Origin of the sequence: Pseudoalteromonas sp. McH1-7 (assembly GCF_013366255.1) — a bacterium.
Lineage (GTDB): Bacteria > Pseudomonadota > Gammaproteobacteria > Enterobacterales > Alteromonadaceae > Pseudoalteromonas > Pseudoalteromonas peptidolytica.
In genome coordinates this window covers 28,871-47,335 of sequence record NZ_JABWPQ010000003.1, presented here as the reverse complement: position 1 = coordinate 47,335, position 18,465 = coordinate 28,871, and the positions used below count along the sequence as shown (strand labels likewise).

General features: G+C 43.9%; 18 protein-coding genes. 4 read left to right on the top strand and 14 right to left on the bottom strand.

The window, feature by feature from the left end; genetic code table 11:
* Positions 1–243: 243 nt before the first annotated feature.
* From HUZ36_RS02820 to leuS, 14 genes are all read right to left on the bottom strand, one after another.
* Positions 244–1,446 carry an aromatic amino acid transport family protein gene (locus HUZ36_RS02820; RefSeq protein WP_176031936.1) on the bottom strand — a complete coding sequence of 401 codons (1,203 nt, stop codon included), beginning with the start codon at positions 1,444–1,446 and terminating at the stop codon, positions 244–246.
* A 176-nt stretch (positions 1,447–1,622) separates the two neighbouring features.
* Complete coding sequence (gene lipA, locus HUZ36_RS02815; protein ID WP_125250887.1) at positions 1,623–2,588, bottom strand: lipoyl synthase; 966 nt, start codon at positions 2,586–2,588, stop codon at positions 1,623–1,625.
* Positions 2,585–3,238, bottom strand: a complete 654-nt coding sequence (gene lipB, locus HUZ36_RS02810) for a lipoyl(octanoyl) transferase LipB (protein ID WP_176031935.1) — start codon at positions 3,236–3,238, stop codon at positions 2,585–2,587. The genes lipA and lipB overlap by 4 nt, the downstream gene beginning before the upstream one ends.
* 19 nt (positions 3,239–3,257) lie before the next feature.
* Positions 3,258–3,536, bottom strand: coding sequence for a DUF493 family protein YbeD (gene ybeD / locus HUZ36_RS02805; protein WP_099641858.1), 279 nt, complete (start codon positions 3,534–3,536; stop codon positions 3,258–3,260).
* A 441-nt stretch (positions 3,537–3,977) separates the two neighbouring features.
* Positions 3,978–5,141, bottom strand: coding sequence for a serine hydrolase (locus HUZ36_RS02800; RefSeq protein WP_176031934.1), 1,164 nt, complete (start codon positions 5,139–5,141; stop codon positions 3,978–3,980).
* 41 nt (positions 5,142–5,182) lie between these two features.
* Positions 5,183–5,956, bottom strand: a complete 774-nt coding sequence (locus HUZ36_RS02795; protein ID WP_147389345.1) for a septal ring lytic transglycosylase RlpA family protein — start codon at positions 5,954–5,956, stop codon at positions 5,183–5,185.
* Positions 5,956–7,062, bottom strand: coding sequence for a rod shape-determining protein RodA (rodA, locus tag HUZ36_RS02790; protein WP_176031933.1), 1,107 nt, complete (start codon positions 7,060–7,062; stop codon positions 5,956–5,958). Before rodA ends, HUZ36_RS02795 begins: the two co-directional genes overlap by 1 nt.
* A complete protein-coding gene (gene mrdA, locus HUZ36_RS02785; protein WP_176031932.1) occupies positions 7,059–8,927 on the bottom strand; it encodes a penicillin-binding protein 2 in 1,869 nt (622 codons plus the stop codon). The genes rodA and mrdA overlap by 4 nt, the downstream gene beginning before the upstream one ends.
* Positions 8,928–8,929: 2 nt before the next feature.
* A complete protein-coding gene (gene rlmH, locus HUZ36_RS02780; RefSeq protein ID WP_176031931.1) occupies positions 8,930–9,400 on the bottom strand; it encodes a 23S rRNA (pseudouridine(1915)-N(3))-methyltransferase RlmH in 471 nt (156 codons plus the stop codon).
* Between the two features lies 1 nt (position 9,401).
* Positions 9,402–9,719: a ribosome silencing factor gene (gene rsfS / locus HUZ36_RS02775; RefSeq protein ID WP_125250879.1), complete on the bottom strand. Its 318-nt coding sequence runs from the start codon at positions 9,717–9,719 to the stop codon at positions 9,402–9,404.
* A 52-nt stretch (positions 9,720–9,771) separates the two neighbouring features.
* Positions 9,772–10,407, bottom strand: a complete 636-nt coding sequence (nadD, locus tag HUZ36_RS02770) for a nicotinate-nucleotide adenylyltransferase (protein WP_128729764.1) — start codon at positions 10,405–10,407, stop codon at positions 9,772–9,774.
* Complete coding sequence (gene holA / locus HUZ36_RS02765) at positions 10,404–11,447, bottom strand: DNA polymerase III subunit delta (RefSeq protein ID WP_176031930.1); 1,044 nt, start codon at positions 11,445–11,447, stop codon at positions 10,404–10,406. Before holA ends, nadD begins: the two co-directional genes overlap by 4 nt.
* On the bottom strand, positions 11,447–11,959 hold the full coding sequence (locus tag HUZ36_RS02760) for an LPS-assembly lipoprotein LptE (RefSeq protein ID WP_176031929.1): 513 nt from the start codon (positions 11,957–11,959) through the stop codon (positions 11,447–11,449). Before HUZ36_RS02760 ends, holA begins: the two co-directional genes overlap by 1 nt.
* A complete protein-coding gene (leuS, locus tag HUZ36_RS02755) occupies positions 11,943–14,531 on the bottom strand; it encodes a leucine--tRNA ligase (RefSeq protein WP_147389339.1) in 2,589 nt (862 codons plus the stop codon). Before leuS ends, HUZ36_RS02760 begins: the two co-directional genes overlap by 17 nt.
* Positions 14,532–14,761: 230 nt before the next feature.
* Between leuS and HUZ36_RS02750 the strand changes: the two genes are divergently transcribed.
* The 4 genes from HUZ36_RS02750 to HUZ36_RS02735 all read left to right on the top strand — a co-directional run bounded on the left by HUZ36_RS02750 (position 14,762) and on the right by HUZ36_RS02735 (position 18,428).
* Positions 14,762–15,433 (top strand): TorF family putative porin, encoded by a 672-nt coding sequence (locus HUZ36_RS02750; RefSeq protein WP_176031928.1) that lies wholly within the window; start codon positions 14,762–14,764, stop codon positions 15,431–15,433.
* 10 nt (positions 15,434–15,443) lie between these two features.
* A complete protein-coding gene (locus HUZ36_RS02745; RefSeq protein WP_176031927.1) occupies positions 15,444–16,169 on the top strand; it encodes a substrate-binding periplasmic protein in 726 nt (241 codons plus the stop codon).
* A gap of 10 nt (positions 16,170–16,179) precedes the next feature.
* Positions 16,180–17,667, top strand: a complete 1,488-nt coding sequence (locus HUZ36_RS02740; RefSeq protein ID WP_176031926.1) for a methyl-accepting chemotaxis protein — start codon at positions 16,180–16,182, stop codon at positions 17,665–17,667.
* Positions 17,668–17,969: 302 nt separating this feature from the next.
* On the top strand, positions 17,970–18,428 hold the full coding sequence (locus HUZ36_RS02735) for a zinc ribbon-containing protein (protein ID WP_125250872.1): 459 nt from the start codon (positions 17,970–17,972) through the stop codon (positions 18,426–18,428).
* The last annotated feature ends 37 nt before the right edge of the window (positions 18,429–18,465 follow it).

Below are 18,465 nucleotides of genomic sequence, written 5' to 3'. Positions count from 1 at the left end.
ACTGTATCAGCTTTCTTGATGCTTACTTGCTCAATTCTAAGTAATGAATTCGCGTTAACCACATCAAAAACTTCCTTGGGTAGAACAACTACCTAAGCGAATTTTAGCCTTACCTACAAGTATTCAACCGCCTTGACGATAACAAAGCGAGTCGCTGTGTTATCGGCAAGACTTTTTCGCTTCAAAATATATCACTTAATAAAAAATTGATATTAAGCGCTAACCCACAAGTATTATTTAACACTATCCTAAGCTTGGTATGACCCCTGCCATTTGCATCAGCTGAGAGGTAATTATCATGACACCAAAAACAGTTGCTAATCCAAGCGCCAACTTACCCCCTTTTACTTGATAACCATTACCCACTCGCGTCTTTCTTTGTTTCCAGACCATTGCAACCGGTAGGAAGACGGCTAGCACCACAAGTGCAATGGCTGCGTAACCAAGTGCCATGATAAACCCCTCAGGATAAAATAGTGCAAATCCTAGCGGTGGTAAAAACGTAATGAATGCCGTTTTAATGCGGTCTTTGTTGGTATCTTTTTGTTTCAACGCATCGGCAAAAAAGTCAAATAAGCCCAAGCTGACCCCTAAAAATGACGTTGCGAGTGCAAGGTCGGCAAACACAGTGACAAATACCTGAACGTTGTTGTTGTGTGCTATCGATGAAATACTGGCGACAAACCCCGGTAGTCCATCGCTTGCCATTAAGTTTGCTTGTCCCATGACTCCCTGACTTAATAACTGCCAAAATACATAGATAATAAGTGGCAAAGATGCACCAAACATCATTACTTTTCGCAATTGATGAATATCTACACCTACATACTTGACGATAGATGGGATCGAGCCATGAAATCCAAATGAAGTGAAAATTACTGGGATTGCGGCGATAATTAGACCTTGTTCAATTGGCATGTCAATTAGGTGCTGCCCGTGCACATAAGGGGTAAGAATAAAAAATAAGCCTGCCAATACGACGACTTTAATTGAAAACAGTAGCTGATTGAGTTTATCGACGGTGCTGGTACCTAAAGTAACTATTGTGGCAATAATTACAGCCAGTAATACAGAGCCTAACTGCGGGGTGATCTCCTCACCAAGTACGCCAACGAGCTTTGTTTGAAGTTGTGCGCCTCCCCCTGCAATATAGGCTGCACACAAAGCGTAGAATAAAAACACCATTGAGAAGTTAGCGACATATTGACCTGTTTTACCAAGTAGGCTTTTTGCCAGTGTGTTTAATGTCGCGTCTTGGTCTGCATATTGATGCACCTCAAGCATGAGTAATGCGGTATATGTCATGAGTAACCAAGTTATCATTAACAATACGATAGCGGTAGAAAACCCTAGCCCTGCTGATGCAATAGGAAGTGCTAGCATGCCCGCACCAATGGTGGTGCCAGCGACAATTAGCATGCTACCCAAAGTTTTATTCTTAAGCACGTTTAGCCTCTCATTATTATTATCTGGTGAGGCAAGATATAACGAATAGCATGGAAATGAAACCGTTTTGCTGTTAATGGTGATAAGAACTGAAATGACTGACTGTATGGGTATGACTTGTAAAATGATGAGGAGATAGTCGCTGCAAGCATTGAGTTGCAGCGACAGAGGCTAATTTATTTTACCTCTTTTCCTGCTGCTTGTTGATCTGCATGGTAGCTTGAGCGTACAAATGGACCACAGGCGGCATGACTAAAACCAATCTCATCAGCATAAGCTTTTAAACCGTCAAACTCTGCTGGCGGGACATAACGCTTTACTGGTAAGTGGTGTTTTGATGGCTGTAGATATTGGCCTACCGTCAACATGTCTACATTATGCTCGCGTAAGTCTCTTAATACTTCCTCTATCTCAGAGATTTCCTCGCCAAGTCCAACCATGAGTCCAGATTTTGTTCTCACTTCAGGGTGAGCTTCTTTGAAGCGGCGTAGCAATTCTAATGACCACTTATAATCGGCGCCAGGACGCGCTAATTTATATAGCCTTGGAGCAGTTTCAAGGTTGTGGTTGAAGACATCTGGCGGTGTTTCACTTAAAATTTCTAGTGCTCTGTCCATACGACCCCGAAAGTCTGGCACCAGAATTTCGATTGTAATACCTGGATTATGCTTACGGATCTCACGTATACAGTCGGCAAAGTGTTGCGCGCCGCCGTCACGAAGATCATCTCTGTCAACTGAAGTAATAACGACATAGCTTAATTTCATGTCTTTGATAGTCAGCGCGAGCTTTTCAGGTTCTTGTGCGTCTGGCTTTAATGGACGACCATGGGCAACATCACAGAAAGGGCAGCGACGAGTACAAATAGCACCTAAAATCATAAAGGTGGCTGTACCGTGGTTAAAGCATTCAGACAAGTTCGGGCAAGATGCTTCTTCACATACAGAATGTAACCCATGCTTACGCATTGCCTGCTTAATCCCGTCGATACGCTCACTTGATTTAGGCAAGCGGATCTTTAACCATTCAGGTTTTCTTAGCATCTCTTCGCGTTCTGTTGGCATGACTTTTACAGGGATCAATGCCATTTTTTCAGCATCGCGGAGCTTTACCCCTGGCTCCATTTTGACTGGTTTACTCATTCGTTTTCAAACCCTTCAGTGTATTCAACATGCTCGGCTTTAATACGCTCTAGCATGTGTTTTACCAGACCAGCCCCCGCATCAGCGACGGTTTGAGGTCCATTGATTTCGCTACTTTGCACCATATTCATACCAGCATAACCACATGGGTTAATTCGTAAAAATGGACTTAAATCCATATTTACGTTAAGGGCTAGACCATGAAATGAGCAGCCTCGGCGGACTCTTAGTCCTAATGATGCAATTTTGCTATCGTTGACATATACGCCTGGCGCATCGGCTTTAGCGTAAGCAGCTATCCCGTACTCTTTAAGTGAGTCGATAATGCTCTGTTCTAACCAAGTAACAAGCTCTCGCACCCCAATTTTCAAGCGTCGTAAGTTCAGTAAAACATAGAGCATTTGTTGACCAGGGCCGTGGTATGTGACTTGGCCGCCTCGATCGACTTTAACAACGGGAATATCTCCAGGTGCTAACAGGTGCTCCTCTTTACCAGCTTGACCTTGGGTAAACACAGGTTCATGTTCCACCAGCCAAAGCTCATCTGCTGTGCTATCGTCCCGCTCATCGGTAAAAGATTGCATTTTATGCCAGATAGGTTCGTACTCACGAAGGCCTAATTGACGCACGATTAACTTACGTGGTTCCATTATTGGGGATCCTTACTGGTTACAGTATGTAACGGACGTCTTCTATGCCACCGATCTCGGTATAAATCTGCTCTATGTGTTCTTTGCTAGTGACGGTAGCAACAATAGAAACCGCTTCATAATTACCTTTACTACTTGGCTTTACTTTAGGTGCATAATCACCTGGTGCAATTACTTGCAACTTAGCTAGGATTTGATCCGTCAAATTGACATTGGCTAGACCCATAATTTTGAATGTAAATGGGCAAGGAAATTCTAAGTATTCATCAAACTTAGTGTTTTTTACTGGTTTTACCATGACGGCATCCTCACAACAAACTACTTGCATGTGCTTTTGCCGAGTTATACCAATTCGCTTAAATTTAAGACTCATCGGTATTCCTCGGTTATCTAAAAACACCGAAACCCTACGGGCACTACGATATTGCCGCATTCTATCATTTTTAGCGCAAAAAAAAACGCCTCATCCCTGGGCGTTCACTTACATAAAATGGGGTTATTGTGAGATCTGTAAACTACTTTAATCAGCAGTAAAAATATCCATCATTGAGATATGCTTCAAATACGGTAAATAGCTGCTAAAAATAAGCATATAACTAGCGCTCCGCCTTTCTACAGCCGCAGCTAGAAAGTGGAGGGCTTCAGTACGGGGATAAAATTTATAGAGTGTGGCAGTTATTGCCTTGAGGAGGTAAATGCCAACCAGTGCGCAATAACTGATTGGCATTTCTGATATGGATTATTGTGAGATCTGTAGACGTAGGTAGTCGTAAATCTTACTGAAGAAGCCACCTTCTTGAATTTCTTCTAACGTAACAAGTGGATATTGTGCAATGTCTTCGCCATCAAGCTGCAAAAATAATGTGCCCACTTTTGTTCCTTTAGCTAACGGAGCTTCAAGTGTTTTGTCTAGCTCAAAGTTCGCTTTTAGGTTTTTGCTTTGTCCACGAGGGATAGTAATAGGCGTATCTTCCATAATGCCCAGAGAAACCGTTTCTTTATTGCCCATCCATACGCGCTGATCGGCAAACGCATCACCAGCTTGATACGGAGTAATCGTTTCAAAGAAGCGGAAACCATAGTTAAGTAGCTTTTTACTCTCTACTTTTCGCGCCCGTTCACTTTCGGTACCCATAACCACTGCAACTAAGCGCATATCGTCTTTTACAGCAGAAGTAACAAGGCTAAAGCCCGCTTCCGAGGTGTGGCCTGTTTTAATGCCGTCGACTTCAAGACTTGCATCCCAAAGAAGAGAGTTACGGTTATATTGTTTGATACCGTTATAGGTAAATGATTTTATCTTGTATAGGGCGTATTCAGCCGGCACATCGCTGATAAGTGCAGCTCCAAGGGTTGCCATATCTCTTGGTGTGGTAAAATGCTCATCGGTGTCAAGGCCATGACTATTAACAAAGTGAGTATTATCCATTCCCAGCTTTTTGGCATGAGCATTCATCAAGTCAGCAAATGCAGACTCACTGCCAGCAATATGTTCAGCCATAGCAACACAGGCATCATTACCCGATTGAATGATTATACCGTGGTTAAGGTCATCGACGCTCACCTGTTTGCCGACTTCAATAAACATCACCGAAGAGCCAGGAAAGTTCTTAGCCCAGGCTTTTTCGCTAATGGTAACCATGTCAGTCGGGGAAATATTTCCAGCCTCAATTTCAGTACCAATGACGTAGCTAGTCATCATTTTCGTCAGGCTTGCTGGAGCAAGCTTTGTATCAGCGTTTCCTTCAGATATCACTTTACCTGTAGTAAAGTCCATTAGAAAATAGCCTTTTGCACTAACTTGAGGCGGTGAAGGAATAATTTGTGCACTGGCACTCATGATAGAGAAAGTGCACACTAGTCCAAGGACTTTTTTAACGATTTTTGGTTTGATAGAAGTCATTATGCTCGCTTTTTTGGTTATCGGCATTCATTACGGTTATTCTAAAGTTCCTGCTCACTGTAAAGCAAGAAAGCACGACTAAATTGACCCTGTTGTAAGGTTTTTAGCAAAGATTGTGCTTGATTGTCATCGGTAATAGGACCGACTCTCAGTTTGTACAAGTCATCTTCAAAGGTGATCGCAGTACCTAGTCCTAATTCTTGTTGTAGCTGGTTTGCGAGAACCTGTATGTTCTCGAGGTTGCTACCTGCTGCGACTTGTACATAGGTTAGCCTTGGAGACTCGCGCGTCAGAGTAATCGCTTCGACCTTAACACGGGCTGTACCTTTGAGATGATAGCCTAGCTTATAGGCGGCTGCATAAGATAGGTCAATTAGCCTATCTTCATGAAATGGTCCTCGATCGTTGATTCTAACGATTGCTGTGCGGCCATTCTCAAGATTGGTGACTCGAGCGAAACTAGGTAGTGGCAAAGTTTTGTGTGCAGCCGTCATATCAAACATGTTAAATATTTCGCCATTTGAGGTATGGTAACCGTGGAACTTTCTGCCATACCATGAGGCTATCCCTTCTTTTTGGTAACCGCGTTCGTCAGAAATAGGGGTATAGCGTTTACCAAGTACGGTATAGGGGCGGTTAGCACTGACACTTTTTTTCTCATTAGTGACGATGGCGTCTTGCATTTCGAGTGCGGTTGGTTCTCGCAATGGCGCTTTGTCATGGCGAATATGATAACGGCTACCACAAGCCGTTAATAAACTAGCCAAGACTAGGGTCATGATGGTTCTATAAATAAAGCGAAAACGTGCAGTCATTATTTTAACAGCATCCTCTTATCTGTTGCGATTGCCATAATAATGCCAAATCCAGCCATCAGCGTCACCATAGACGTACCACCATAACTAATAAGCGGAAGTGGGACGCCGACGACGGGGAGTAAACCAGACACCATGCCAATATTAACAAAAACGTAGACAAAGAAAGTTAATGTCAGTGCGCCTGCTAGCAACTTACTAAAAGCGTCTTGCGCTTGTACTGCAATATATAAACCTCGGCCAATAATAAACAAGTACAAACTGAGTAACATGGTTACACCAAGTAAGCCAAACTCCTCACTGAGAACAGAAAAAATAAAATCAGTATGGCGCTCTGGTAAAAACTCTAACTGCGACTGAGTACCATGCAACCAACCTTTACCTTCAACTCCACCGGAGCCAATGGCGATTTTAGATTGAATAATATGATAACCCGATCCTAGTGGATCGCTCTCTGGATTAAGAAATGTCAGCACTCGCTGCTTTTGATAGGCATGCATCCCGTAGTGCCAAAACGCATATACGCCTGGTACTGCCAACAGTATCCCCGAACCGATTAGACGCCAGCTAAGGCCAGCTAAAAAAAGTACAAAAATCCCTGAGCTGGCGATGAGGATAGAGGTGCCGAGATCTGGTTGCTCTTTAATTAAAATAGTTGGTACTAACACTATGGTAAAGCCAGTGATGAGATTTAGTATACTAGGAGGCAGATGAGAGCGACCAATAAACCAAGCGACGGTCATAGGTACAGCTAATTTCATAATTTCTGAGGGCTGAAAGCGGGTAACACCTAAATCTAACCAGCGCTGCGCTCCTTTGCTGCTGACGCCGACAAAAAGTACGGCTATCAACATCCCAAGGCCCACCAAGTAGATTGGAATAGCCACGCGTTTTAGCGTACTGGGTGAAAACTGAGCCACGAATACCATAGCAATAACTGCACCAAACATTCGGGTTGCGTGACGCATCATCATCCCCATATCTTGTCCACTTGCGCTATAGACAATGGCGAGGCTGGCAATCATCATCGTCATTAATGCAGCAAATAATGGTAAGTCTATATGGACTTTTTCGAGTAGCGAACGCGGTTTGTTTAGGGGGCTCATGGTTGTACCTCCTGTTCGAGAGGATAGGCAGAAAAGTAATAGTCCATTACTTGGCGTGCCATCGGAGCTGCGATGGCGGTACCACCACCTTGGTTTTCAACAACTACAGTAATCACAAGTTGCGGATCGTCAAAAGGAGCAAAGCCAACATAGATACCGTTATCTCGATGTTTTTCTTTTAGTTTCTTGGCATCATATTTTTCACCTTGAGCGATACTGATGACCTGAGCTGTACCAGTTTTGCCTGCATGGTCGTACGTCGCGCCTTCAAAGGCACTTTTTGCAGTACCGATTTTTACTGTATTGTGCATGGCTTTTAGCGCAATATCCCAATGGTAGGGATTTTGCAGCTCTACAGGCGCTTTTTCTTCGGTAAACAGTTGTTCGACTTCGCTATCTTGTTTAGAAATTTGCACCAGATGTGGCTGTTTATGCTTGCCTTTGTTCACAAGAATGCTCAGTGAGTTTGCTATTTGCATTGGGGTCGCTGTCCAATAACCTTGGCCAATGCCAACAGAGATAGTATCTCCTGGATACCAAGCCTCCTTAAAACGTGCCCGTTTCCATTCAACAGAGGGTAAAATTGCGGAGGTTTCTTCGTGAATGTCGATCCCAGATAACTCACCAAAACCAAATTGAGTCATAAAGTCGCTGATCTTGGTTATTCCAAGCTTATAGGCTGTTTCATAAAAATAGGTATCACATGATTGTTCAATGGCTTTGTAAACATCTACATGTTCGTGTCCCCATGGGCGCCAGTCTCGCCACTTGTGTTTAACATTAGGAATTTGAAAAAAGCCTGGATCCCAAATTTTGGTCGTCTCGGTGACAATGCCTTCTTCTAGTGCGAGTATAGCTAAGTGTGGTTTAACTGTTGAAGCGGGGGCGTATCGACCTTGAGTTGCACGATTAATAAGTGGTCTATTAGGGTTGAGCAACGCGCGGTAATCTTTTGAGCTGATCCCGTGCACAAACAGATTAGGATCGTAACTAGGGTTTGAGTATAGCGCCAAAATGCCCCCATCTCTTGGATCCATTACCACAATTGCACCACGAGTATCTTTTAGGACGTGCTGAACAATTTGTTGCAGGCCAATGTCTAAGGTAAGTACTAAATCTTTGCCTGGCTGCGGTGCTTCCATACTCAGGGTGCGAATGATGCGACCACGATTATTTACTTCAACACGACGAGAGCCTACGGTACCGTGAAGCGTCTCTTCGTAAAACTTTTCAATTCCGAGCTTACCGATGTCATGGGTTGCACGGTAGTTGGTGGCTTTACCATCAAGCTCTAATTGTTGTAACTCTTGCTTGTTGAGTTTAGCAACATAACCTAACGCATGGGTTAGTGTGTCGCCATAAGGGTAATAACGAGAGAGTCGAGCCTCAACACTAAACCCTGGCAGGCGATGCTGGTTTACGGAGAGGATAGCAACTTCTTCTTCATTTAGCCTGCCTTTTAATACTTGGCTTTTGAATCGGCGGTTATGACGGATCTCTTTTTTGAAGTCTTCAATCTGTTGATCAGAGATATCAATCAGCTGGCGCACCGTGGCAAGTGCTACCTCTAGATCGTCAACATCTTCAGGGATCACTTCAAGGTTGTACACGGGGCGATTTTCAGCAAGTAGCACGCCATTTCGATCGTAGATCAAGCCCCTATTAGGAGCCACTGGGATCACTTTGATACGATTATCATTGGAGCGAGTGCGGTAAGTTTCGTGTTCAACAATTTGTAGCTTATACACGTTGTGAAACAAGATACCGATGATAACAACAACAAAAACAAAGCCGACAAAGGCTCTTCTTGCAAAGAGATTCGCCTCGGCAGAATGATCCCTAATCGTCGGCCGTTTTTTTATCATTATTATTCTCTGTGATAAGGATGGTTGTTATTTAAACTCCAGCCGCGATACAGGCTCTCGGCAACCACTATTCGTACTAAAGGGTGGGGGAGCGTTAAGTTTGATAAAGACCACTTTTGCTCAGCAGCAGCAATACATTCAGGAGCAAGACCTTCTGGTCCACCAATAAGGAGGCTGACATCGCGGCCATCTAGTTGCCACTTTTCCATATTGCTCGCAAGTTGGTGTGTATCCCATGGTTTACCTGTCACTTCGAGTGTCACAATGCGGTTACCTTTGGGGATTGCGGCTAGGGTTCTTTCCCCTTCTTGTTGCAAAATACGCTTTATATCTGCATTTTTCCCGCGTTTGCCTGCACTTATTTCGACAAGCTCAAAAGGCATATCTTTAGGAAAGCGCCTTTGATACTCAGTGAAGCCGGTCTCAACCCATTTTGGCATTTTGGTACCTACTGCGATGAGTTGGATTTTCACGTTAACCCCATAGCTTTTCTAAATCATAGAAACCGCGAGTTTCATCTTGCATCACGTGGACTACAACATCGCCTAAATCAACCAGCACCCACTCACCAACGTTTTGTCCTTCATGGCCTAGTGGCGACTCACCTGCGTGACGGGCTTCTTTTGCAACGTGATCAGCAATTGATTGAACGTGACGCTTTGAAGTGCCTGTGCAGATAACGAGGTAATCGGTAATTGAGGAGGTGTCGCGAACATCAAGTTTAACAATGTCACGGGCTTTCATATCGTCTACTTTATCCAGCGCGAAGTCTACTAACTGTTGTGAATCCAAATTTCTATCTCTGTTATTTAAATAATCTGTGATTTTAACACGCTTTAAAGGCTTAATCAGCATACAAGCCATGGCTATTTATGTAGTCTATGACCGAGTTTGGTAGCCATTGTTCCAAATATGCGACGTTTTGTTGTGAAATTGCCGCTCTTACCGTGCTTGAAGCAATGTCTTTTTGCTCTCCAGAGAGGAAGTAGCAATGGCCAGCAAGAGTTGTGTGTAACTTACTTGTGTCCGTGGTAGTTGCCTTGGTTAAATAGGCTGCAACCTCGGCACTTGGCGCACATGTTTCACCGGGACGCTGATAAACGACCAGATGGCACAGTGTAGTAATTTCACGCCACTCAAACCAAGTATGTAAGTTGTTGAACGAATCCATCCCCATTAAAAAGGTAATCGCCGCCTTTGGGTGCTCTGCGCGAAGCTCACGCAATGTTAATAACGTATATGAAGGCCCTTGGCGTAACAGCTCACGTGTATCGATAGTCATTTTCTCATGACCAGAAATAACTTTAGCAAGCATAGACAGGCGGTGTTCATCACTGATTTTAGGACGCTGTTTGTGTACGGGAATAGCACAAGGGAGCAGTTTTAATTGGTTAAGGCCCAGCGCATCAATACAACGAGCAGCCATATTTAGGTGGCCTAAATGAGGCGGATCAAAGGTGCCACCAAAGAGTGCTATCATAGATGTTCGCTCTGACTGATTGGCAAGGGTATGATAAGTGGTGTCGCAAAAGCCAGTGCTATGTGAGCAAGCGCTTGGTACGGAGCTGTGATCCTTGCTTCTTTATAAGCGCTATCGAAATCGGCCATCAAGCTCAATAGTTGCTTAATTTGCTCAATCGTTAGCCTATCTAACGCACGTTGCGTAAGTGCTTGTTGATTTTTCCACACATTGTACTTTTTAAAGGCTTCTGGCAGTGCTGTACCTGCTTGCCAAAGCGATTTAACCCCTAATAAAGTGCGAGCCTGATTTTGTAGTGTCCACAAAATGCTAGCAGGCTCTACATTGTCGCTTGCAAGCTTATTTAGTACCTTGATGATTTGTTTTGAGTTACCGTTTAGCAGCCCCGTATTTAAATCAAAAATATCGAATTTAGATTGATTCAACAGGCCGCTTAATATTTGTTGTTCGTCAACAGAACTTTTACCAAATAGTAGTGAAAGCTTTTCAAGTTCTTGATGGGTCGCAAGCAGGTTGCCTTCAGTTGCAACTAGCAGAGCACGCTTTGCTTGTGGGGATATGGTGAGTTTTAAACGCTTACACTCATCGTCAAACCAGCGCTCTAAATGTCGACCAGTCAGCGCATAGCAAGGTACAAACAAACCCTTTGCTTCTATTGCTTTGAACCAAGCTGTGCGTTGGATATCTTGTCCTGCACTCAGTCCTTTAAAAATCACAATGACGTCAGGGTTAACCTGTTCTGCAAGTGATTTTAGTACTGCGACCCCCTGAGTTGGGACTTTTTGCTCATTGAAATCGAACTCAATCAAGGTACGAGCGCTAAACAGTGACATACTGTTGTACTGTGCACTCAATTCTTGCCAGTCGAACCCGGGCAACAATGAAAATTTAATAACTTCATCAAAGCCTTGCTGTTTCGCGGCGTTTCGAATAGCAAGTACACACTCACCTTGCTGGAAGGGTTCTTCGCCAAAAACTAAGTAAAAAGGAGCGAGCCCTTTTGCTAAAGAACCGGATAGTTGATTGGCATAACAACGCATTACAGCTGTGACAACTCTCTGATGATCCGTTGACTCGCAATGCGGCGCATTTCAGTCAAAATAAGCTCAAGTTCTTTGGCTTTTGCCAGTGCGTTATCAGGGTCATCTTGATAATTACGATACAACTCAAACATTTGCTCTACAGGCGCTTGTCCAGGTCGACTTAAACGATATGAAACGCGATAGGCTAATTCGTATTGCGCAACTTGGCCATTTTTAAACAAGCTCAGTGTTTGACGTTCGAGTGCATCGGCATATAAGTATAACTCGGCGGCTTGCTTTGAGTCTTTGGGTGTTAAAGAGACTTGCGCGCGCACCAAGTCATTGTGAAGTTGTTCAAACAAGGCTGAACGTTTATCATCCGCGCTTAACGTGATCTCTTTCAAGTCATCAGGCAGATAAGAAGCTTGCTTGAGGTGAAAACCACAGCTGGCTACGAAGAAGCAAGCTAGCAAAATTGCTAGCTTACTGAATTGCCAAAACAGGCTACGCATATTAGTTTGCAACCACATTAAGTAGTTTACCTGGGACGTAGATCACCTTGCGGATGGTCTTACCGTCGGTAAACTTAGTAACGTTTTCTTCACTAAATGCAATGGCTTCAACTTGCTCTTGTGTTGCGTCTGCCGCTACGGTGATTTTAGAGCGAAGTTTACCGTTTACTTGCACCACGATAAGCTTTTCATCTTCAACTAGTGCGCTTTGGTCGACGATGGGCCATGCCGCATCAAGAATATCACCAGCTTTGCCAAGCTCAGTCCACAGCTCGTGACACATGTGCGGTGTGATAGGCGCAAGCATGATCACCATAGCTTCTAGTGCTTCGTTTGCTAGTGCAATGTCCTGCTCATCATTAAGTGGCGCTTTGATAAGCTTATTTGAAAGCTCCATCACCGCCGCAATTGCCGTATTAAACGTTTGACGACGCTCAATATCGTCGGTCACTTTTGCAATGGCTTTGTGGATGTCGCGACGTAGCGTCTTTTGCGCTGCATTTAGTTTGCTTAAATCAAGCTCGGCAGTACCTGCTTGCTTTACGTCAACCGCGTATTTCCAAATACGACGAAGGAAGCGATGTGCACCTTCAACGCCTGAGTCAGACCATTCTAGTGTTTGCTCAGGTGGTGCCGTAAACATCATGAATAAGCGAACCGTGTCAGCGCCGTATTGTTTGATAACCGTTTGCGGGTCAATACCATTGTTCTTCGACTTAGACATTTTGCTCATGCCTGCTGAGAATACTGGCTCGCCGTCTTCTTTATGCCACGCTTTAGTGATGCGGCCTTTGTCGTCAGTCTCAGTTAATACGTCAGTTGGTGAAATCCATACGTCTCCACCTTTTTCGTCCTTACGATAGTAAGTATCGGCAAGTACCATACCTTGACACAGAAGGCGCTCAAATGGCTCATCTGAGTTTACTAACCCGAAGTCACGCAGTAGTTTGTGGAAGAAGCGTGCGTACAGTAGATGTAAAATAGCGTGCTCGATACCACCAATGTATTGGTTGACTGGTAACCAGTAGTTTGCAGCGCCAGGCTCAAGCATGCCCTCATCGTAGCGCGGACTACAGTAACGTGCATAATACCAAGACGATTCCATAAAGGTATCAAAGGTGTCAGTTTCGTGGAATACCGCTTCGCCATTTACAGTGGCTTTTGCCCATTCAGGATCTGCTTTAATTGGAGATGTTACGCCGTTCATCACCACGTCTTCAGGTAGACGAACAGGTAGCATATCAGCCGGTGCTGCAAGCTCAGAACCATCTTCTTTGTTTAACATCGGGATAGGAGAACCCCAATAACGCTGACGACTCACACCCCAATCACGAAGGCGGAAGTTGACTTTACGTTTACCAACACCTAGTGCTTCTAACTTAGTTGCAATAGCATTAAAAGCAGCTTCGAAATCTAAGCCATCAAACTCACCGGAGTTTATTAGCGTGCCTTTTTCAGTAAACGCTGCTTCTGCTAGGTTTGCTTCTGCTTCAGCGCCTGCTAGTGGCTGAATTACTTGCTTGATCTCAAGACCGTAAGCGGTTGCAAACTCATAGTCACGTTGGTCGTGGCCTGGAACCGCCATGACTGCGCCTGAACCATAATCCATCAAGACAAAGTTAGCAACCCAAATAGGTACTTCTTGCCCTGTGAGTGGGTGAATAGCGGTAAAGCCTGTCGCGATGCCTTTTTTCTCCATTGTTGCCATATCTGCTTCAGCAATCTTGGTGTTTTTGCATTCTTCAACAAAGCGAGAAATTGCATCACTGTTTTTCGCAGCTTCCTGAGCGATAGGGTGGCCTGCTGCAACAGCGACGTAAGTCACACCCATAAATGTATCAGGGCGAGTGGTGTATACCGTGAAGCTTTCGTTATTATCAGCGCGTTTAAAGTCGATTTCGACGCCTTCTGAGCGACCGATCCAGTTGCGCTGCATCGTCTTAACCTGCTCAGGCCAATGCTCAAGCTTGTCTAAGTCGTCAAGTAACTCTTGAGCATAGTCAGTAATTTTAATGAACCATTGTGGAATTTCTTTTTGCTCAACAATGGCACCAGAGCGCCAGCCACGACCATCAATAACTTGCTCGTTAGCCAGTACAGTTTGGTCTACTGGATCCCAGTTTACTGTCGACATTTTCTTGTACACCAAGCCTTTCTCATAAAGCTTAGTGAAGAACCACTGCTCCCATTTATAATATTCTGGGTGACAAGTGGCAATTTCACGATCCCAATCATAACCAAAGCCAAGCTGTTTTAGCTGGTTACGCATGTAATCGATATTCTCATACGTCCATTTAGCTGGTGCAGTGTTATTTTTGATTGCCGCATTTTCAGCTGGTAAGCCAAACGCATCCCAACCCATAGGCTGCATTACGTTTTTGCCTTGAAGGCGTTGGAAACGAGAAACCACATCACCAATGGTGTAGTTACGTACGTGACCCATGTGGAGGCGGCCACTTGGGTATGGGAACATTGAGAGGCAGTAGTACTTCTCTTTACTTTCGTCTTCGACAACTTTGAAGGTGTTGTTTTCTTCCCAGTACGACTGTACTTTGGCTTCGATATCTTGCGGGTTATATTGCTCTTGCATCTAGGTTTCCAAACATCTGGCAAATTTAATAGAAAATTGCCCGATAGCATACCCGAATTTAGCCTGCAATCACAGCACCAAAATACCTTAATTTTTATCCACTATACCGTTACAGCAATGGATATAACGACGCTCACTCGAACAGGGCAGAAATTGTAAAAATTTTACATCACAAAAAACTGTACTAGCATTAATTTAAATATTTTTTATTGCTCTTTGTGCGAGGAAATATGAAAAAACTATTGCTGTGCTCATCTCTGTTTACCTGTTTTAGCGTATCTGCTGCGACTTCATCCACCGTAACATTAGTATCTGACTATCTCTTTAACGGGGTAAGTCAAACAGGTGAAGACCCTGCGCTTCAAGCGAGCTTTGATTGGGCTGGTGACTCTGGCTTGTACGCAGGTGTATGGGCTTCTAACGTTGATTTTGGTGATGATACAGATATCGAGTTTGACGGCTACGTTGGCTATTACACCGCGTTAACTTCGTCAATTAATATAGATATAGGTATTGCCCAATATACCTATCATGGTGGCGACATTAGCGATGATTATAATTATGCAGAGGCGTACGCTAAATTTAACTACGGCAATACGAATTTAAACTTTTGGCATGCTTGGGACTACTTTGGAACAGGAGCCGGGCACAGTATTGTGATGCTTACTCATGACTTTCCGTTAACAGAGCGCTTATCGTTTGGTGTCGGCGTGGATTACTCAATGAGTCACGATGAAGATAAATGGCAGTGGGAGTCTGGGGATGATTATCTCCATTGGCGGGCTACGTTTAATTACGCCATTGAAGGGTGGAACTTGTCGTTAGGGTATGAAGATACCGACCTCGATACACAGGGTGATTCAACTATTTTGGCGACCGTATCTAGAACATTTAATTTCTGAGGGATGAAATATGAAGCTAATTATCGGATTCTTTGCCGTTACTTTGTCTTGGCTTGCTACCGCAGAAACAGTCTATCTGACATCATTATCATGGCCACCCTATTCAGATAAATCTCTACAAGAGCAGGGGGCATCGGTGGCCGTTGCAAAAGCGGCATTTGCGGCTGAAGGACACACGTTGGAGGTGGAGTTTTTTCCATGGTCGAGAGCGGTTAAAACGGCTTCCTCGTCCGGCTCTAAATACGTCGGCTATTTTCCTGAGTATTATTATGACACCCAAGAGTTTGTGTTTTCTGAGCCAATGGGTTCGGGGCCGCTTGGGTTAGTACAAAACAAAAGCGCGCCAATTAGTTTTACTGGAGTAAATGACCTTAAGGGAATGAAGATAGGCGTTGTACAAGATTATGTGAATACACAAGAGCTAGATGCCATGATAGCCAGTGGTGCGATTGTAGGTGAAGCCGTGCCGTCAGATGTATTGAATGTCAAAAAAGTGGGGGCGAAACGGATCCCAGCAGCGGTGATTGATGCCAATGTGTTGCGCTATTTGCTGCAAACAGACAGCTCATTGGCACGCTTTAAAGACGCGGTGGAAATGAATGCCACCTTGTTACAAGAGAAGCAGCTATATATTGCATTTAGAAATGATGAACAGGGTAAAAAGTGGCAGCAAATCTATAACTCTGGCCTAAAGAAAATAGATGTGCAGAGTATTATGGCTAAGTTTTTAAACTAGGAGGCTTACTTTGACTCGATCAATATTGTTCCGTCTTATCCTGACAACCTTGCTTTCAATGGGAACGGTTTTGCTGTTATTCGGAGTATATGATTATGTGAATCAAAGTATGGTTCTGAAACAAAAACTGGATACTGATGTTGCGTTAGCGCAAGAGAGAATGGGCTTAGCATTGCCTAACGCCGTTTGGAACTTTCAAGAGCAGCAAGTTAAAAAGTTTATAGAGGCAGAGGCAAAGTCTGACAAAATTTCCAAAGTTGTTGTGAGCGATATGGAAGGCGCAACATTTGCGCAAACTGAAGGTACAGAAACGGCCGGTGTGTTGAAAAGCAAACTGATATTTGATGATGGCGGTAGCGAGAATGAAGTCGGCTGGCTCACTGTCTACGTTGACTCAAACTCTATTGATGATGCGTTACGAGGGCTTGCCTTTAGTTCGATTATAAAGGTCTTATTACTGGCAGCCATTCTTGTTGCCGTGCTGTCGTTCATTTTTCAACGATTGGTTGTCTCACCGTTGAATGAAGTGGCTGAAAAAATGGCGACAATCGCCAGCGGTGAGGGGGATTTAACGCAACAGATAGTCGTAAAACGCGATGACGAAATTGGCCGACTGGCTTCATCCTTTAATGAATTTGAACACAAAATTGCCGAGTTGATAAACCATGTTAAAAAGTCGGTTGATGATTCTTTTGTTGTATCGGAAAACATCAACAGTGTGAGTTCCGAAGGCGTTGACTTTTTGACGTCACAGCAAGCAGAAACGGATCAGATAGCGACCGCAATTACGCAAATGGCCTCTTCTGCATTGGAGATTGAAAATAATGCAAAATTAACTCTTGAGTCCGCCGAGACTGCAAATACCGAAGCTAATAAGGTAAGAGAGGCTTTTCAGCAATCGATTCATGCGATTGAAGAGCTTGTCGAGCAACTTGACGAAGCTGCAACCGTAATAAGTTCACTGGAGTCTAGTGTCCAGGGCATTGTTTCAGTTTTAGATGTGATTCAATCGATTGCAGAACAAACTAATTTGCTGGCGCTCAATGCTGCGATAGAAGCTGCAAGAGCGGGCGAGCAGGGGCGAGGGTTTGCGGTGGTTGCAGATGAAGTGCGCTCTTTGGCTAGCCGCACCCAATCCAGTACGGCCGAAATCCACGATACAATAAATCAGTTACAACACGGTTCCCAATCAGCGGTTGCGGTAATGGAAAAGAGTAAAGGGAAAGGCACTGAAAGTATGTCGGCTGCTAATTTAGCAAGCGAGTCATTGGTGAGTATAACAGGCTCTGTTGAGTCGATAACGCATATGTCTAGCCATATTTCATCCGCTGTATCGGAGCAAAGTACGGTTGCTGAAGCGTTAAGTAAAAATATAAATGAAGCCGTTACAGCAGGGCAGGGGGGCATGTCTAAAATTCAGCAGGTACAAATATACTCTGATGACATGAAGGCGTTAGCCTCTAAGTTACAAGCCTTAGTGAAGGTCTTTAAAACGTAAGCTTAACATCATACCAACTAGCCTTGATACCGGTTCAATTTGAAGGAGTAAATCTGACACTAACTGCACTAAAAACTTCTTATTTTGAACAGCTAAATCGGCATGAGCAGGAGGCGGCAGCGGTGTTATCGACAGGGTTTTCTCGCTTTAAAATAGACCACTGATTAAGATGATTAATTACAACCGCCTACGTTCATAAGCTACCAATATATTGCTTGCCCTGCTGGAGGGGCTAATAGACGATACAGTGCTTGATATATCTGGTCTACACTTAAGTGAAAGGCAAAAACAGGAGCGCAGTAATGGCGGATTATCAAAAATGGTTAGATCAATTCTCTGATTGGCTAAAAGATGTAAAAGAACACGAGGTGGATGACTTATCCAAGCGGTTTTGGGAGGTGCAACGGGCATTAAAAGATTACACCAAGCAGACCTTTGATGATTACAGCTACTATTTAAAGCGTGACCTAGAACATTTGCTTGAAAACAAATCCTTCTATGATGAAGCGGCTTGGAGTGAGCTCAAAGCCAATATCTTATTCGAAATATCTCAATTAGAAGATAGAACGCAGCTTGAGTGGTCTGCCCTTTTAAAAGATTTTGAGCATCAAGGCATTTATAAAGAGGGCGAATGGATAGCATTGGGACAATTAGTGTGTAAGAATTGTGGCTATAAATTAGATGTTTATTATGCCATCAAGATCCCAGCGTGCAGTGAATGTGGGCATGGGGAATATACTAGAAAAGCATTAGCGCCCTAAAAAGTAGGCGCTTAGCTTGGTTGCCCTGAACTGAGCA

Bases quoted from the DNA above. Each gene is read 5' to 3' on its own strand.
- HUZ36_RS02795 (WP_147389345.1), bottom strand. From the start codon at position 5,956: ATGACTGCACGTTTTCGCTTTATTTATAGAACCATCATGACCCTAGTC.
- holA (WP_176031930.1), bottom strand. From the start codon at position 11,447: ATGCGTTGTTATGCCAATCAACTATCCGGTTCTTTAGCAAAAGGGCTC.
- HUZ36_RS02760 (WP_176031929.1), bottom strand. From the start codon at position 11,959: ATGTGGTTGCAAACTAATATGCGTAGCCTGTTTTGGCAATTCAGTAAG.
- mrdA (WP_176031932.1), bottom strand. From the start codon at position 8,927: ATGATAAAAAAACGGCCGACGATTAGGGATCATTCTGCCGAGGCGAAT.
- HUZ36_RS02750 (WP_176031928.1), top strand. From the start codon at position 14,762: ATGAAAAAACTATTGCTGTGCTCATCTCTGTTTACCTGTTTTAGCGTA.
- HUZ36_RS02800 (WP_176031934.1), bottom strand. From the start codon at position 5,141: ATGACTTCTATCAAACCAAAAATCGTTAAAAAAGTCCTTGGACTAGTG.
- HUZ36_RS02735 (WP_125250872.1), top strand. From the start codon at position 17,970: ATGGCGGATTATCAAAAATGGTTAGATCAATTCTCTGATTGGCTAAAA.
- HUZ36_RS02745 (WP_176031927.1), top strand. From the start codon at position 15,444: ATGAAGCTAATTATCGGATTCTTTGCCGTTACTTTGTCTTGGCTTGCT.
- ybeD (WP_099641858.1), bottom strand. From the start codon at position 3,536: ATGGTAAAACCAGTAAAAAACACTAAGTTTGATGAATACTTAGAATTT.
- nadD (WP_128729764.1), bottom strand. From the start codon at position 10,407: ATGATAGCACTCTTTGGTGGCACCTTTGATCCGCCTCATTTAGGCCAC.
- lipB (WP_176031935.1), bottom strand. From the start codon at position 3,238: ATGGAACCACGTAAGTTAATCGTGCGTCAATTAGGCCTTCGTGAGTAC.
- leuS (WP_147389339.1), bottom strand. From the start codon at position 14,531: ATGCAAGAGCAATATAACCCGCAAGATATCGAAGCCAAAGTACAGTCG.
- rodA (WP_176031933.1), bottom strand. From the start codon at position 7,062: ATGAGCCCCCTAAACAAACCGCGTTCGCTACTCGAAAAAGTCCATATA.
- lipA (WP_125250887.1), bottom strand. From the start codon at position 2,588: ATGAGTAAACCAGTCAAAATGGAGCCAGGGGTAAAGCTCCGCGATGCT.